15 protein-coding genes are annotated in these 16640 nt (G+C 66.5%); 12 read left to right on the top strand and 3 right to left on the bottom strand.

The window, feature by feature from the left end; translation table 11 throughout:
* Positions 1-8: 8 nt before the first annotated feature.
* Both OEX18_08065 and OEX18_08070 read right to left on the bottom strand, forming a co-directional pair.
* Positions 9-533 carry a putative metal-dependent hydrolase gene (locus OEX18_08065; GenBank protein ID MDH4337219.1) on the bottom strand — a complete coding sequence of 175 codons (525 nt, stop codon included), beginning with the start codon at positions 531-533 and terminating at the stop codon, positions 9-11.
* 104 nt (positions 534-637) lie between these two features.
* Positions 638-1300 carry a hypothetical protein gene (locus OEX18_08070; protein MDH4337220.1) on the bottom strand — a complete coding sequence of 221 codons (663 nt, stop codon included), beginning with the start codon at positions 1298-1300 and terminating at the stop codon, positions 638-640.
* A gap of 148 nt (positions 1301-1448) precedes the next feature.
* Here OEX18_08070 and OEX18_08075 point away from each other — a divergent pair, with 148 nt between their 5' ends.
* Positions 1449-2762, top strand: a complete 1314-nt coding sequence (locus OEX18_08075; protein MDH4337221.1) for a radical SAM protein — start codon at positions 1449-1451, stop codon at positions 2760-2762.
* A gap of 9 nt (positions 2763-2771) precedes the next feature.
* Positions 2772-6338, top strand: coding sequence for a T9SS type A sorting domain-containing protein (locus OEX18_08080; protein ID MDH4337222.1), 3567 nt, complete (start codon positions 2772-2774; stop codon positions 6336-6338).
* Between the two features lie 63 nt (positions 6339-6401).
* Here the strand turns inward: OEX18_08080 and OEX18_08085 are convergent, their stop codons facing one another.
* Positions 6402-7004: a hypothetical protein gene (locus OEX18_08085; protein ID MDH4337223.1), complete on the bottom strand. Its 603-nt coding sequence runs from the start codon at positions 7002-7004 to the stop codon at positions 6402-6404.
* Between the two features lie 123 nt (positions 7005-7127).
* Here OEX18_08085 and OEX18_08090 point away from each other — a divergent pair, with 123 nt between their 5' ends.
* The 10 genes from OEX18_08090 (at position 7128) to OEX18_08135 (ending at position 16588) form a co-directional block, all read left to right on the top strand.
* Complete coding sequence (locus OEX18_08090) at positions 7128-8174, top strand: FAD:protein FMN transferase (GenBank protein MDH4337224.1); 1047 nt, start codon at positions 7128-7130, stop codon at positions 8172-8174.
* Between the two features lie 288 nt (positions 8175-8462).
* A complete protein-coding gene (locus tag OEX18_08095) occupies positions 8463-8963 on the top strand; it encodes a hypothetical protein (protein MDH4337225.1) in 501 nt (166 codons plus the stop codon).
* Positions 8964-8971: 8 nt separating this feature from the next.
* Positions 8972-9634, top strand: a complete 663-nt coding sequence (locus tag OEX18_08100) for a porin family protein (GenBank protein ID MDH4337226.1) — start codon at positions 8972-8974, stop codon at positions 9632-9634.
* 65 nt (positions 9635-9699) lie between these two features.
* Positions 9700-11682, top strand: coding sequence for a hypothetical protein (locus OEX18_08105; GenBank protein ID MDH4337227.1), 1983 nt, complete (start codon positions 9700-9702; stop codon positions 11680-11682).
* An 18-nt stretch (positions 11683-11700) separates the two neighbouring features.
* Positions 11701-12261, top strand: a complete 561-nt coding sequence (locus tag OEX18_08110) for a TlpA family protein disulfide reductase (protein MDH4337228.1) — start codon at positions 11701-11703, stop codon at positions 12259-12261.
* The gene (locus OEX18_08115) at positions 12258-12470 is read left to right on the top strand and encodes a DUF4266 domain-containing protein (GenBank protein ID MDH4337229.1); all 213 of its coding nucleotides are present in this window, start codon (positions 12258-12260) and stop codon (positions 12468-12470) included. Before OEX18_08110 ends, OEX18_08115 begins: the two co-directional genes overlap by 4 nt.
* Positions 12455-13612, top strand: a complete 1158-nt coding sequence (locus tag OEX18_08120; GenBank protein MDH4337230.1) for a DUF3570 domain-containing protein — start codon at positions 12455-12457, stop codon at positions 13610-13612. The genes OEX18_08115 and OEX18_08120 overlap by 16 nt, the downstream gene beginning before the upstream one ends.
* A 23-nt stretch (positions 13613-13635) precedes the next feature.
* Positions 13636-15285: a T9SS type A sorting domain-containing protein gene (locus tag OEX18_08125; GenBank protein MDH4337231.1), complete on the top strand. Its 1650-nt coding sequence runs from the start codon at positions 13636-13638 to the stop codon at positions 15283-15285.
* Between the two features lie 11 nt (positions 15286-15296).
* Positions 15297-15917: a hypothetical protein gene (locus tag OEX18_08130; protein MDH4337232.1), complete on the top strand. Its 621-nt coding sequence runs from the start codon at positions 15297-15299 to the stop codon at positions 15915-15917.
* Positions 15914-16588: a hypothetical protein gene (locus tag OEX18_08135; GenBank protein ID MDH4337233.1), complete on the top strand. Its 675-nt coding sequence runs from the start codon at positions 15914-15916 to the stop codon at positions 16586-16588. The genes OEX18_08130 and OEX18_08135 overlap by 4 nt, the downstream gene beginning before the upstream one ends.
* The last annotated feature ends 52 nt before the right edge of the window (positions 16589-16640 follow it).

Below are 16640 nucleotides of genomic sequence, written 5' to 3' on the forward strand. Positions count from 1 at the left end.
TCCTTGGTTTACCAACCGCTGCGCGCGCGCAGCGATTTAATGTGCGCCACGTGGTGGCGTCCGTGCCACTCGTAGAGCAGGACCACGACATCGAGCATCATATCGCCGCTCTCGGGATGAAAGAGGGGACGGCGGAAACCGGCCTCCTTGAGCGAGCGAAGAAACATGACCCAGCGCGCGTGCAGCGAGTCGAGCAGCACGAGCGACAGGTCCACCGGCGCAGCCTTCGCATCGGCCAGTTCGGCCCACGCCGCCTCGTCGTACGGTTTGATGGTGGGGTTGTCTTCGGTCACAGCCAGGCGCATGCGCGCATAGGCGTTCATGTGGCTGTCGGCAAGATGGTGTACCACCTGGCGCACCGTCCAGCCACCGTCGCGGTAGCGGGTGTCCAGCTTCGCTTCGTCGAGCCCTGCCACGGCGGCACGCAGCTCCGACGGCAGCGTCGCGATGGCGTCGACGGCCTGCTGGATGCGCTGAAAGGAAATGGGCCGGGGCGGATCGAAGCGGCCGATGGGATAGCGGGCATCTTCCATGGCGCGCAGAATAGCATGCAACCGCATGTCAGGTCGAGAGTTGAAACGCAAACCGCCGCACCCGAAACCGGGCGCGGCGGCGAATGCGAACGCGTCGCGAACCGCTAGAAGCAGATGATGAGACCGCCGCCGACGTCGAGCTGCGAGATGCCGGTGCCGCCGATGGCAACCCCCGCGCCACCCGTGCCCACGGTCACCCCGCCCCACGAGTCGGTGAAGGTGATGGGCCAGTTTCCCTGAATCATGAGGCCAACCTTGGGCGACATGTACACCTTGACACCCAGTCCGAAGATCATCGAGAACTTCCAGTCATCGGTACCGCCAGCGCTGAGGCGCGTACCGCCCAGGGTGATGGCCGTGAAGGGCATGGCGTTGCCGCGCCTGACGCCGCCGAGACCACCAATCTGCCAGTATTCGATGGAGGCATCGACGCTTTGCCTGTCCGTCAACGACGTGTACGGTTTGAACTGTACTTCGCCGTCCGAGCGCCGGTACATCAAGCGTACCTGCCCGGTCTTGTAGGCGCCGGGACGGGCGAGGTTGATGTCGAGGGCGGCGCCGTAGAAGCCGGCATCGGAGAAGTCCAGCTCACCGCCGGTCACGCCGACGTAGACATCCTGCGACATCGTCCAGGCGTACCCGCCCAGCAGGATGAGCTCGGCCTTGTGACCCGTTGCCGGGGCGCTGGTCCGACTGGCGGAATACTGGGCCTGCGCTGTCGGCGCCATGAGCAACGCGCAGGTGAAACCCAGTAGCATACGTTTCATCATTATTATTGACCTCCATTTTGCGACTCGACGACCCAGATAGATGGGGCTGGGCCATTCTAGAACGAACCATGCAAAAACGCCAACCCCAACCGCGGGTGTGGTGCACCGCGGGTGTGGTGCACCGTGGGTGTGTTAGAGTGGTGGCATGGAACTCCCGCTTCGCCCCACCGAGCCCGTGCGCATGGTCTTTGCCCGCGGCGACGGGTCCATCATCGACCACCCCCAGCTCCTGCTGGCCGGGGTGGGCGGTGGCGATCCCAGGTCCATCCGCGCCGACGAACTCATTCCGCTCCCGCGCGGCAGTGACCTGTTTCTGCTGCCGGAGCGCCGCCCCATTGGCGTCGACCCCGCCAGCGGTGCCACCGCAGAGTGGACCGGCGAGGGCGAGGACGTGTCCGCGGTGGCCGCGTTTCTCGCACCGGCGTGGACCATGTTCCTGCACCCCGCTTACCGTACGCTCCCGGATGCGCCGCCACTCCCCCTCTTTGCCTACGCGGCAGTCGGCTTCGCCGACGGCCAGTTCTGGACGACGGGGATCCGCGTCGACGAGGACATCCGCCAGGATCCCTGGCGTTTTGACGCGCGGCGTCTCAAGCGCCAGGTGCGCACGCGCCTCTCCGAGATGGGCGACAACCTGGTGGTGCAACAACTGGAGAAGTGCGCGCTCGAGTACGGCTGCCGCGCCGCGCAGAACTACTTCATCGGGAGGCACGAGGCCCCCATTCCCACCAGTGTCGCGTGCAACTCGAAGTGCATCGGCTGCATTTCGCTCCAGCCCGACGGCGAGTTCCGCGCCAGCCACGACCGCATCCGGCGTGCGCCCACGCCGGACGAAATCGCCCGGATGGCGGCCGGACACATTGCGCGCGTGCCGCAGGGCGTGGTGAGCTTCGGCCAGGGATGCGAGGGCGAGCCGCTGCTGGGGCGGGAACTGCTGCCCGCCGCGGTCAAGCGCATTCGTGAACTCACGCCCGACGGCACCATCAATGTGAACACCAATGGCAGCCTGCCGGACGTCGTGGACGCGATGTGCCGTGAGGGGCTCGACGCAATCCGCGTCTCGATGAACAGCGCGCGCGACGACATCTACACCGCGTACTACCGGCCGAAGAAGTACACCTTCGACGACGTGCGCGAAACGCTGCGCGTCATGAAACGGCACGACCGCTACCGTTCCATCAACTACCTCGTGTTCCCCGGCCTCACCGACACCGACGAGGAACTGGAGGCGATCTCGGCGTTCGTGGCGGACGCCGACATCGATCTCATCCAGATGCGGAACCTGAATATCGATCCCGAACTGTACCGCGAGCGCCTGCCGCAGGGCACCATCCGCGAGGGCTTCGGCATCGGCGCGTTCATGCGGCGGCTGAGCGAACGCTTCCCGCATTTGCGTTACGGCTACTTCAACCCGTCCCGGGAGACCTACGCAAGCTGGCGTGCATCCCGTACCGTCTAGGAGGACCCCGTGAAGAGACTGCTCACCGCCCTGTTGTGCGCCTGCGCGTTATCCACCGCCGTCCCGCCGGCCGCACCACACGCAGCCTCCCACCTGGACGGCCTCACCCTGATCGTCGTCGACGCACCGGACATCACGGCCTTGCACGCGGCGCGCACCCTGGTGGAGTCGCACGGCGGCACCGTGGGCGTCATGCTACCGCCGTCGATTCTCCTGGGATGGGTGGATGGGACCGCGGCCGCATCCCTGGTGGGCGCGGACGGCATACGCGACATCCGCTGGACGGAGAGCGCGCCCGCCGAGCTGGGCGTTTCCGACGAGACCAGCATCCGGGCATTGGACGCGTTCAACGCCATCGTGAGCGGGCGCCACGAACAGGCGCGGCGTGCAGAAGCAGCAGCCGGCGGCGAGGCGCCCGCCGCGCGTGTCGCGCGGGTTGCCGACGGGATCACCCGCCCCGACCTCGACACGCACGAGGTGCTCGCCAACCTCGGCGCGGCGGGCCTGGACGAGGACGCGCTGGCCGGCATGGGCTTCTCGCCGCAGGAAGCCCTGGGCAACAGCGACGCCATGACGGGGACAGTTGCGCTGACCGTCTTCCTGGTGGAGAGCGACGGCAGTGGCGCCGACCCGGACCTCTTCACCTGGACACTGGAAGACATGCAGAAGTACGTGAACTCCAGCGTCGACGGACTCCTGTGGTGGGTGGCACGCGCGGACGGCTACCGGGACTGCCACGTGACGTTCATGGTGAACTACCACTCGGCGTTCGATCCCCGCTGTCAGCAGTGGGTGGAACCGTCCACGCACAACGCCGGGTTCGTGTCCACGTGGTCGAGCAACGTGATGGGCAACTTCGGATTCAACTCGGGCAGTCACTTCAGCCGCGTGACGGCGTTCAACACCTGGCAACGCACCACCTACCAGACCAACCGCGCCTACTCCGCCTTCATCGCCTACAACCCCCCGGGCGGCCCGCAGTCGTTCGCCGACGGCGGATACGCCTTTGCGTGGGTGTACGGGCCCTACTTCTGGAGCCTGTTCCGAACCGTGGGATGGACGCGGGACGTGGTGGTGTCACACGAGACGGGGCATATCTTTGGCGCGTGCGACGAATACGTCGGCGGCTGCTCGAGTTGTTTCGAGGTGTGCGACCTGCAGAACACGCCCAACGCCAACTGCGAGGCCTGCAATCCCGACTCACGCGGCTGCATGATGCGCAGCAACGAGAACGCGCTGTGTCAGTACACGCGCGGCATGATCGGCTGGGACGCGGTGACCCCGTGCGGCCCGGCGCCTCCGGCGCCGCTTCCCGCCCCTTCCCTGTCGATGGTCAGTCCCGGCGGCGGGCTGGTGGGTGGCGAAACCACCATTACCCTGACCGGCGCCAACTTCGTCGCCGGTGCGCAGGCGGACCTCGGACCCGGCGTGTTCGTGCACGAGACGGTGCTGGTGAATTCCACCACGTTGTCGGTGTGGCTGTCGGTGCTCAACGCCACGCCGGCCGGCCCGCTGGACGTTCAGGTGCGAAACCCGGACGGACAGGTGGCAACCCTCGCCGGCGCCTTCGAGGTGCTGCCGACGCTGCGTCACTACTACGCCCCCGGCGGAGGAAACCAGTTCCCCTACACCTCACCGGGCACGGCAGCCGCCGTGCTCGCTGACGCCATCGGCGCGGCCGCCAGCGGCGACACAGTATTGGTACCCGGCATGACCATCTCGAATTTCGCTATCGTCATCAACAAGGGTGTCGTGCTGCAGGGCGCGTGGGATCCCGCCTTCACCACGCGCGATCTCGTGGCGGGCAGGACGGTGCTGGACCTCAACGGCATGGTGGACTTCCTGAACGCCAGCGGCGGGGGTCTGGACGGCTTCATCCTGCAAAACGGCGAGGGACGCTTCGACGTGGTGCCCTTCACTGCGCGCTTCGCCGGGGCGGTGCGTGTTCTCAACTCCAATGTCTCCCTGCGCAACTGCGAGATCCGTGACAGCTCCCCGCAGACGCCCACAGAAATCGGATACGGGGGCGCGTTGTTCGCCTATCAATCCACGATCGTCATCGACGACTGTGATATTCACGACAACACGGCGTCGCGCGGCGGCGCCGCCTATCTGGAAGCCTGCACGGGCGTCATTTCCAACACGACGTTCACCGACAACATCGGTATCGTCACCGGCTCGGCCAATCCCGAGGGCGCGGGGCTGTACCTGGTCGGGTGCTCCGACCTCGCCATCGACAACTGCACCATCAGCGGGAGCGTGGGCGGCCAGAACGGCGGCGCGATCCTGGCCGAGAGTTGTACAAACATTAATGTCACCGGCGGCGCGTTCCAGCACAACAGCGCGGCATCCGGCGGCGGTGCAATCCAGTTCAAGGCGACAACCGGCAGCATCACCGGGGCGCGCATCGCGCACAACACCGCCCTGCTGGCGGGCGGCGTGTGGTTGACCACCGGTTCGAGCGGGACCATCAGCCAGTGCACCATCGCATGGAATACGGCCGCCTTTGGTGGCGGGCTGTTGAGCGACGCGGCCTCGCTCAACCTGGATCACAACCTGTTCGTTGGAAACAGCGCGTCTGCCGTGATCGGCGGGGCCGGCTTGAGCGGAGCTACATCGGGATCCGTGATTGGAAATACCTTCGACCGCAACGGCGCGCCGAGTTCCGCGGGCGGACTGAGTCTCTCCAGCTGCAGTGTGCCGGTGTTCAACAACATCGTTGCCAACTCCACCGGCATCGGGATCTCGTGCAGTGGGACGCCAGTAACGTACATGGGAAGCAACAACGTGTGGAACTCCACCGCGGCCGACTACGACGCGTGCGCACCGGGCACAGGGACGATCTCGCAGGACCCCGTGTTCGCCGACACCAGCAGCGGCGACTACCACCTCGCCGTCAATTCGCCGTGTATCGACCGCGGGCGCCCCGACCCGGCCTTCAACGACCCGGATGGATCGCGCGGCGACATGGGCCGCTATGGGTCGCACGCGTTCGCCATGGACCAGCCGGTTTATCCCAGGAATGTGAGCATCGAATCGGCCACCCTGCGCTGGGACGCCAACCCGGAGCCCGACGTCATCCAGTACGCCGTGTACTGCGACACGCTGAGCGGTTTCACGCCCGGAACCGGCAACTTGCTGGCGATTGTCGCGGCGCCGGACACGTTCCTCTCCATCGGCGTGTCGGACACGCTGTGCTACCGCGTGAGCGCGGTGGACGCATTCGGCTATGGGAGCGGCTACTCCGACGAGGCGTGCGCGGGCAGCGCGACCGCGGCGGGCGGGTCTCCCCGGCCGGCCGTCACGCAGTTGCTCCCCAACGTTCCCAACCCGTTCAACCCCACCACCAGCATCCGCTTCGAGCTGGCGGCCGCGGGCCGCGTGCGGCTGGCGGTGTACGACGTGTCCGGGGCCGAGGTCGTCACCCTGGTCGACGGCGTGCGCACACCGGGCCTGCACAGCGTCGCCTGGAACGGGACCGATCGCCGCGGTGCGCGGGTCGCCTCGGGCGTGTACTTTTACCGCCTGGAGAGTGCAGCCATCTCGCAGACCCGCAAGATGGTTCTCCTCAAGTGAACGAAACGGCCCCCGGTGAACACACCGGGGGCCGAAACCTCCGAACCAAATCTCAGCAGGCGGCTACTGCAACAGCCCCTCCTGGATCAACTGCTTGCTTGTGGCCAGCGCGACGCTGTCGATGAGGTCGTTGAGCGAGGTCGGATCCGTCGTCTGGCTGTGTCCGGTCCAGATGAGCTTCTCATCCGGGAAGGAGAAGATCTGCGTCTCCAGGGTGATGATCTGGCTTTCGGTGTAGTAGCCCGGGTCGTACATCATCGGTGTGGCATAACCGTAGTAGCCCCAGAAGGGCTGGTAGTACGAGGGGCCGTAGTACGAGGTGCCCGGCACGTACTCGAGCTTGTCTTCCTTGCCCAGCCAGCGCATGGTGATGATGCCGTCCACGTTGAGCTTCTCGATGGCAGCCTTGGAAGCGTCGGCGTCCTTCATCCGTTCCTTGGACAGAATACGGTACGACGCAATAGCCTCCGCCTTCTTGATATTGGCGACCATCTGGTCCTCGGCGGAACGGCGCTGGCCCTCATTGGGCACGAACGCAACCACCAGGATCTTCGTGAACGCAAGCGGCTTCGCTTCCGGATCCTTCCACGTGCTGACGAAACTGGTGGGCGTCCCGCAAGAGGCGAGCAACGAGGCCGCGACTGCGGCGAGCAATACTTTCTTCATAATTATGTCCTCCACGACAAATCGTATATGGCGGGGTCGGGGGTCACTATACGCCGCGCCCGTTCCCGGCGTCAACGGTGCCGGTTGACGGGTACGCCACGCCCCCCTACACTGGCCCGCACCATGAAGCCCGCAGCGGTCATCGCCATCCTCCTCATTATAGTGACTTCGCCCGCCTGCGGCGGCGAAGCGAGGCCCGTGGTCTTCCGGACCCAGACCATGGGCACGTGGGCGTCGCTCACCATGGTGACCGCCGACTCCGCCGCGGTGGCCGACCTGGCCCTCGAGAGTCTGCTCGTGCTGCACCGCATCGATTCCCTCATGAGCAACTGGACGCAATCGAGCGAAGTTGCGCGCATCAACCGGGAGGCGGGGCGGGCGCCGACCACCGTTCACCCCGAGGTCGCCGATGTGATCGGCACCGCGGTGCGCATCTCGCGCGAGAGTGAAGGCGCCTTCGACATCACCGTGGAACCTCTGGTCCGGCTGTGGGGATTCCTCGACGGCACCCCGCACGTGCCCCCGCAGGCGGAGATCGAGCGTGCACTGCAGCGGGTGGGCAGCGACAAGCTGGTGTTCGACGCCGCCGCGCGCACCATCTCGTTCGCGCGTGACGACGTGCGCATCGACCTGGGAGGAATCGCCAAGGGGTACGGTGCGGACCGGGTTGCCGACGCGCTCCGCGCCGGCGGCGTAACCGATGCCCTGGTGGACCTTTCCGGAAACATGCGGGCCATCGGCAACGCGGCCACGCACCCGGGATGGAACGTCGGCATCCGCGATCCGGCCGGCGTGTACGCCATGCTGGGCAAGATTGTCCTGCACGATGATGCGGTAGCGACCTCGGGCGACTACGAGCAGTTCGTGGATGCGGATGGAAAGCGCCATGGTCACATCCTGGACCCGCGCACCGGATGGTCCGCGCGTGGCCTCTCCTCGGTGACCATCGTCGCCGCCGACGCCATGACCGCCGATGCCTGGGCCACGGCACTTTTCGTCCTGGGACCGGAGGCGGCGCGAAAGACCGCCCGTGCAAACAGCGAAATTCTTGCCGTCCTCATAGAGCCCGCCGCGGACGGAAAGACCATCATTTGGGTGGAAGAATCCCTGCGCGGCCGCTTCAACCGCGAGGCGTCACTGCCGCCCTCATTCACCACCCGGTATTTCTAGCATCACGCCCCGCCGGTACCCGGCCGCCCCCCAACACACCCCAACGTTCCCGATTCTTTCCGCGCGCGAGAGCAAACCGCATGTCCATGTGCGATCTGGCGTGCCCCTTGCACAACCACGTTCCCTGACATCCCCGCTGGGCGCTAAGGCGCCGCCATGCGGAGAAGTGCGGCATCAGAGGATCGCTTGACACTCGATCTCCGAGACAGCCAACCCCGGTTGGTGCGCAAAAAGCACCGTCGGGGTCGTTGTGCACACGGCACGAAGCACGGGGGCGTCACGAGGACCATGACGAAACGACACGGCGACATGAACACGCGCACGACCGCATACGCCCCGCAGTGGAAGATCCGGGCCGTGGCCGCCATCACGGTGGCGGGCATCGCCGGACTAGCGCTCGCCGCGGGACACGGGTGCGACCGTCCGTCCACCACCAGCCCGGAGCCGCCGGGTGGCGGAACGACCTACGTGCTCGACTTCGCCGTCTTCGAGAGCCAGGTCGACCCGGTCTTCACCGCGCGTGGCTGCGACGACCTCAGCTGCCACGGCGGCGGCATCCGCGGGACCTTCGAACTCTCGCCGTTCGACGACAAGGACGTGGCCTTCGACTTCGCGCAGTCACGCCTGCAGGTGAACGGCGCGGACCCGGCGGCCAGCCCGCTGCTCGTGAAGCCGCTCGCGGAGGGCGCCGGTGGCGCCGCGCACGGTGGCGGGAACGCATTCTCGTCGACCGACGATCCGGACTACCAGGCATTGCTCGCGTGGATCGAGGCGGGGGAATACCGATGAAGCGGCACGTGGCACATTCACTTCTTCTCGCGAGTTTCGCGCTGGCGATCACCGCGGCTTCCGTCAACGGCGCCGAGCCGGATTCGACGCAAGTCGCGGCCGCCGGCGCTTCGGGATCGGCGGTCACACCGCCCACCGCACCCGCCACCGGCGACGGGCTCGTCTACCTGGTGCCCGAGCTGCAGACGGAGCGCTACACGGTCAGCGACGATCGGGATCGCTTCAAGCACCGCATCGCCTTCAGCCCCGGGGTGGGCAAGCTGGGCACCAACGATCTCTTTTCGTTCCGTGCATCGTACAGCCCCAACACCTGGCTGGCGTACGAGGTGGCGTTCGGCCACAACCCGGCCGAGGGCCTGCACGCGCTCATGCACACCTTCAGCGTGCAACTGCGTTACCCGCTGCCGTGGCGCCTGCAGCCCTACGGAACGGTGGGCTACGGAATGGAGACGGTCTATCCGGGACAGGCCATCAACGCCGACCCGGTCACCAAGAACACGCTCACTTACGGTGGCGGTCTCGAGTTCTACATCAGAAATGACGTCGCCCTGCGCGGAGAGATTCGCGGGGCAACCGTCCTCGGGCAGGAGCTCGGCAGGGACGGCACGGTGGCCTACGACTACCGTGAGTACACCATCGGCTTTGCCTTCTACAGGAGTCTGGGAAGCTAGCCCACGCTTCCCGGGACGCACCGCCGGGTGGCGGCGCGCGACGGGGAGACGACAAGGAGAGCATCATGCGACAGGCAACCAATCGAAGAGACATCTTCCACAGCGGCATCGTGGCGATGCTGGGCGGTCTTCTCGCCCTTCCGCTGTTGCTGATCGGCGGCTGCCGTGACAGCGCTCCGGACGACGTCATCGTCCAGGAGGAAAGCACCGACGCCATCGTCTTCGTGAAGACGAAGGGCGAGGAGACGCTGAACCGCAGCTGGGCCGAGGGCAACCTATACAAGCTCTCGCCCATCTCGCCCAACGGCGTGGTGACACCCATCACCAACTTCACCGGGGCCAGCATCAGCGACCCGTGCGTTTCCTACGACGGCAAGAAGATCCTGTTCTCCATGCGCCCGCCCGGCGGCGGCAACCGCAACATCTATGAGATCAACGCCGATGGAACCGGGCTGCGCCAGGTCACCACCGGCGGCGGGCACGACTTCGACCCGCTGTACCTGCCCGACGGCAACATCATGTTCACCAGCTCGCGCGCCGGTCACATGGACGAGTACAACCACTCGCCCGCCGAGAACCTGTACTGCTGCAATGCGGACGGGTCCAACCTGCGGCGCGTCAGCTTCAATATGAGTGACGACTTCGACCCGACCCTGCTTCCGGACGGACGCGTGGTCTACACGCGCTGGGATCACTTCGGGACGTTCAACCGCTTCCCGCTGTTCTTCGCCCATCCGGATGGATCGCAGTTCTTCCATGAGTTCGGCCCGCACAACCGGAACTTCTTCCACGCGCAGCCGACCCCGGACGGCCGCCTGATCGCCATCGAGTCCACCATGATCAACGAGGACGCGGGTCCCATCGCGGTGCTCAAGCTCGAGCAGGGGCCGGCGGACCCGACCCTGGGCGGCAACAGCCTGCACTGGGACGTGCTCACCCCGCAGGTGAACAACGACGGCGCCCCGTGGGCCTACGGCGCGTTCAAGTACCCGTTCCCGCTGGGTGGCAACAAGTACATGGCGTCGTACACGCTTCCGGCCGCGCAGGAGTCCGACGTGGACTACGGCCTGTACACCTTCACCCTCAAGCAGACGGGCGCGGGAACGCTGGCCGACCCCGCGACCATCACCATCGAGGATCTGACGTTCCTGTACAACGACCCGGCCTGGAACGAGTACGACGCGCAGCTGCTGGCCGCGCATCCCAAGCCGCCGGTCATTCCGACCATCACGCCCACCGGCGACTCCGGCGTGATCCTGGCCGAGGACATCTTCAACCGCTCCGTGGTGGGTGACGGTCAGGAAGTGCCGGTCAAGGGCGTCGATCCCGTCACCGAGATCGCCGTCATCGTGGGTATCCCCACCGTGCAGGGCGAGATGAACGACTTCTCGGCCAACGAGTTCGAGAAGCGCGCGCTGCTCGGCTTCGCGCCGGTGCAGCCGGACGGTTCGTTCCGCATCAGGGTGCCGGCCAACACGCCGGTCACCTTTGCGCCGCTCGACAACCTGCGCCGCGCGTTCATCAACAAGCGCACGTGGCTCTACGTGCAGCCGGGTGAGGAGATCACCAACTGCGTGGGTTGCCACGAGGACCGTTCCACGGCGCTGTTCTCGACGAACCCGAACCCGGCGGCGGCCTCCATGGCGCCGACGGATCTGAACATCCCGGCATCGAGCTACACGCACATCACCTATCGCGACGACATTGGCCCCATCGTGGAGGCCAAGTGTGTCTCGTGTCACGTGTCCGCGATTCCGCCCGACTCCATCCCGCCGGCCGGCGGTCTGGATCTCACGGCGGTTCCTGACACCACCATGGAGAACCGCATCTTCCCGCGCGCCTACATCAACCTGTCGGGCGAGTCGGAGATGGGTCCGCGCAACGTCACCGTCCCCGCCTTCGGCCGTCGTTCGATTCTGATCGACTACGTGCTGGGCGTGGGCGCGGCGGCAGGACAGGGGCCTCACCCCCAGGGCGCGGACGCACTCACCCCGACGGAGCAGGAACTGTTCAACCTGTGGGTCACGCTGGGCGCGCAGTACCGGTAAACGAAAGAGGAACCGAAAGTGAACGCTGCAACCACACTCAGGGCCGCTCTGGTAATGGCCGCATTCGCCATGGCGCAGCCGGGTGCAAACCCGGCCCGCGCCGGTGGCGATGCGAGCGCCACGCTGGCCAGCCACCAGTTGTCCACGCTGGACGGCACCGAAACAACCCTGGCCGCGTACCGCGGCGAGGTGGTCGTCGTCAACTTCTGGGCCAGCTGGTGCGCACCGTGCCGCAAGGAGCTGCCGGTGATGAACCAGTGGAACGACGCGTGGACATCGCGCGGCGGCCGCGTGGTCGCCATCTCGGTGGACAAGGACGTGCGCAAGGCGCGCCGCTTCGCCAGTGACGAGAAGCTGACGCTCACCGTGCTGCACGACGGTCCCGACGGGCTCGCGCGCGCCATCGACATTCCCTCGCTGCCCTGCACCTTCCTCCTGGATCGCAACGGGCGCGTGGTCACGGTGGTGCGCAGCAGCTCACAGGAAAGCCTGGAGGCCCTCCACAAGGAAGCCGAGAAGCTGCTGAGCCACCCCGCCAACCCGGGCGTGCAGAGCGCGGGCATGGGGGGTTCGCAGTGAACCGCCTGGTCCGCATCACCTTTGGGGTTCTGCTGTTGAACGCGGCCATCGGGTGCGCGTCGGTGCGTCCCTATGAGAAGGAGCACCTGGCCGACCCCATCATGACGCAGTCGCAGGAAGAGGCACTGCGTGAACTCAAGTGGCTCGAGGCCCGCGAAGGGTCGACGGGCGGCGCCGGTGGCGCGGGTGGGGGATGCGCCTGCAAGTAGGCGGCATACTCGGTGCGGTATCGGCGCTGGCGGGCGTTGCGCTCGCGGTGTGCCCGGCGCCAGCGGCCGCCGCGGACCTCTTCATGGACCCCGCGGCGTCGTACACCTTCAACCTGTATTCCGATGTCCAGGGTGTCAATGTGCACAGCCAGTACGCAAACACCAACGTGAAGCTGACGCGGGAGGCGAACCTCACCCTGCAGTGGGTGCACGACGTGGTTCACTTCCCCGCCATCGATGCACCGCCCGGGACGCAGGAGGCGGCCGACGCCATCACCAGCGCCAGCCGCCCCATCGCCACCGCGGGCAGCGCCTACACCGACTATGTCAAGGTGCGCAACTCGCTGGAGGGCTACGCCAGCTATCGCGGCGCGAGTGCGGGCTACTACGCATCGCGGGAGTCGGACTACTTTGCGCAGATGCTGTCCGGCAGCTACAACCACGACGTCATGAACGACAATCTCAACATCAGCGTGGGTGCCAGTTACAGCTGGGACCACATCACACCGCTGACCGACGCGGACACACAGGGTGCACCGGACTACCGGCGCACCACGCACTGGAACGTGGTGGCCACGCAGATCCTGACGCGTACCACGGTGGCGCGGGTGGGCGTGGAAATGAACACGGTGAGCGGCCTGCAGCACGACCCGTACCGCAACGTGTATGTGGCCGGCGTCAACGTCCCGGAGAATCACCCGGATAGTCGCCTGCGGCGCGACCTCTTCATGGGCCTGAACCAGTACTTCTACAACCGCTCGAGCGTCAATATCGAGTACCGGTACTACAGCGACGATTGGGGCATCTCCTCCCACACCATGGGCGTGAAGCTCAATCAATACGTCACCGACGCCTTCACCGTCCGTTACCGCTACCGGTACTACGGACAAGGTGCGGCCACGTTCTATCGCGACGAATACACGGAAGCCGGCGGCGTCGACGGCTTCCAGACCAATGACTATCGGCTGGGCGACTTTGGATCGCACCTGTTTGGCGGGCGCGTCCTGTGGCGTCCCTGGCCTTCCCTGGGGGGGCCGGGCTTCATGGCCGGCGCCGAAGTCATGTTCAGTTATGAACGGTATTTCAACAGCAATAATTTCTCGGCCAACATCATCGAAACCGGTCTGCTGATCGCATTCTAGCGGGCCAAACAAAGGAGCCGGGTATGAGCCGGACAACGTTGATCATCACCATCCTGCTTCTTGGCGCCACCAGCGCGGGAGCCGAGACCTTCAACCAGAAGCCCTACCTGCCGGAGGCGGGCGTGAGCGTGCTTACGCGCAGCGTCGCCAACCAGCAGTTCGGCAAGAACCTGTTCGGCGATCCGTACGCGACCGTCGTGGTCGGCAACGTCGATGTGTACGACCGCTTCCCGTACATCGAGGCGCGCTACTTCCAGGTCGTCTCCGACCCGCAGTGGAACCGCCTGCTGATGGGTGAAGTCGGCCAGGGCCTGTTCGCACACGACGGCACCGGCGACGCGTTCGGACATCTGTCCGCCCCGCGCGGGTTGTCGAGCGACGGTCGCGGCCGCGTCTACGTGGCCGACACCGGCAACGACCGGGTGCTGGTCTTCCGGACCGTCACCGAGTTCGAGCGCATTACGCTGGAGCCGGTGTACGCCATCGACGGCCTGAGCAAGCCGTACGGCGTGGCCTACTCCGACGGTGGCACGCCCTTTGACAACGCCGACGATCTCCTGTACGTGGCCAACACCGGCCGCAACGAGGTTCGCCGCTACACGCTCGGCAACACCGGGGCGACGTTCACCGCCGCCATCGGCGAACTGGGCAGCGGCGATGGTTTCTTTGCCGGTCCCATGGCCATCGCGACCGGCCGCCGTGACGGTGTGAACTGCGACGACATCTACGTGGCCGACGCACACAACGGCCGTATCGTGCGGCTGCGCGACACCGGTTCGTCACTGGCCTGGAACGGCGCGGTCAAGCACGGGCTTGGAACCGTCACATCGCTCGACACCGACCACTGGGGCAACGTCTATGCGGCCGCGCCGCAGGCGGGCCGCGTGGCCAAGTTCACCGCGTCGCTCCTCTCCGTGGCCAGCCTCGCCGGCGGCATCGAGCACCCGCGGAGTTTCCACGCCGTATTCGCCAACGTGACCGACCATCGCAACGGCACCACCCGCCGTTCCGGCCAGGGCAGCGGCGTGCTGGTGGAGGAGTGGGGCGGCAGCAGCGGCCTGCGCATGGTGGGCCTGGGCGTGGAACTGAAGGATGCCAGCGCCAGCGGCGCCAACGGCGCGTCGGTCAGCATGACGCTCACCGATCACGCCGCCGTCACCGCGGAGATCGTCGATGCGCGTAACGGCCAGGTGGTCGCGCGCCACGACGCCGGCCTCATGACGGCCGGACCGCAGACGATTCGCTTCGACAACGACGACTACATCGCCGCGTGGAGCAGCGGGAATTACCGCATCAGCGTGCAGGCAACGTCCACCTATGACGGTGGCCTGGTGGGTTCGGTGGAGGTTCCGGTGTCGCTCAACGGCGCCGGTGGCCCGGCGTTGCCGTCGCGCCTCACGCTGCACGGCAACACGCCCAACCCCTTCAACCCGAGCACGACGATTCGCTTCTCCGTGCCCGCTGGCTCGCCGCGCCCCTACAGCCTGCGCATCTACGACGTGCGCGGTGCGCTGGTGCGCGAGCTCGGCAGCGGCCAGATTGGCGGCGGTACGCACGAGGTGCGCTGGGACGGCCGCGACGGGCGCGGCGCGGGCGTGAGCTCGGGCGTCTACCTGTATCGCGTCGCGGTCGGCGGCGAGAGCCTGACCGGCAAGATGGCGCTGCTCAAGTAGGAGTCACGGCCATGAAGAACACCCTGCGAGGAATGGGTCGCGCCATGCGGCCGGCAGCGACGCTGCCGGCCGTACTGGCCGCGCTGTTCGCGTTCGGCTGCGTCCTCGACGAGCCCACCATCGACGAGCGCTGGACACTGGTGGAGTTCCTGTCCATGAACCCCACTCCGCAGCAGAGCGTCAACGCCACCCAGCCCATCAGCGTGAGCGTAAAGGGCCGGATCACCTACCGGCGCATCGTGACCGGTTTCCTGGTTGCAGAGGTGCGTTACAGCGCCACCATATCTCCCCAGAATGTGTCGCTTGCCACCGACGAACACACGCTGGAGATTGCGCAGGACGTGGACCGCATCCTCGCCAACTCGGTCAGCACCGGGCGCGCCACGCGCGCGGTCACCGGCTTCGACCATCTCATGCAGGATCTCAATCTCAATTTCACCGCCCAGGTCCCGGCCGCCCTCACCACCCCGGGGGCACCCGGGGGGCTCTACCTGGTTCTCTACATGGGCGAGGGCGAGGAAATCCGGCTCCAGAACGGGACCGACTCGCTGGTGGTAACGCCGTTCGTCTCGACCAGCGAAGAGATCCTGCACACCGGCTACACACTGAATCTCTCGGCGGGAACACCGTGATCACCGCCGGCGCCGCTTCGGCCGCGCTGTGCGTGTCACTCGCGCTGGCCGCACCCGCACTGGCCGCGGGCGGTGCCGGTGAAGAGGCCGCACCCGCCACCCCGACGCGGATGGAGATCGGCGTGGTCATCGGCGGCATCGCGCTCGACCCCCACCTGCAGGACTACCGCTGGGATACGGCGCCGGCGCTGCAATCCGGCGCGCACGCCACGGTTCTGCGCGGCCGCATGGGCGCGGGCTTGCGCTTCTGGCGCTCTGCCACCACCCAGGCGAGCGGCATTCCCGGCGAAGACATGGCGCCACGCGTCAACATGACCGGCCTGGAAATGACGGGACAGATACGGGCGCTATCCGTCCGCGGCGTCGAGTTGTGGGGCTCGGCGCACGGCGGCCGCCTCTTCCTGAGCTACGACCCCGAGGCCATCACCTTCGACGTGGCCGGCCAGCCGGTCACGGTGGCCTACCAGCCGATTTCGGAGTGGGAATATGGCGTGGGGGCGGCCCTCAGGGGCGAATTGGGGCCGCACATGGCCCTTGCCTTGCAAGCGGATTTGACGAGCTTCGCGCTCGATACCGCGCACCGGCGCGGCAACGAAATCGTGGAGGCGCGCGAGCGCTTCACCACGTGGGATCTGCGCGCGCAGGTCTCCTGGGTTTTCGGTTTGAACTAGCAGGCAGAGCAAGCAGGTTCTCGCAAAATAAGGAACGGCGAATGCGTTACCG

This window comes from Candidatus Krumholzibacteriia bacterium, assembly GCA_029865265.1.
Classification (GTDB): domain Bacteria; phylum Krumholzibacteriota; class Krumholzibacteriia; order WVZY01; family JAKEHA01; genus JAKEHA01.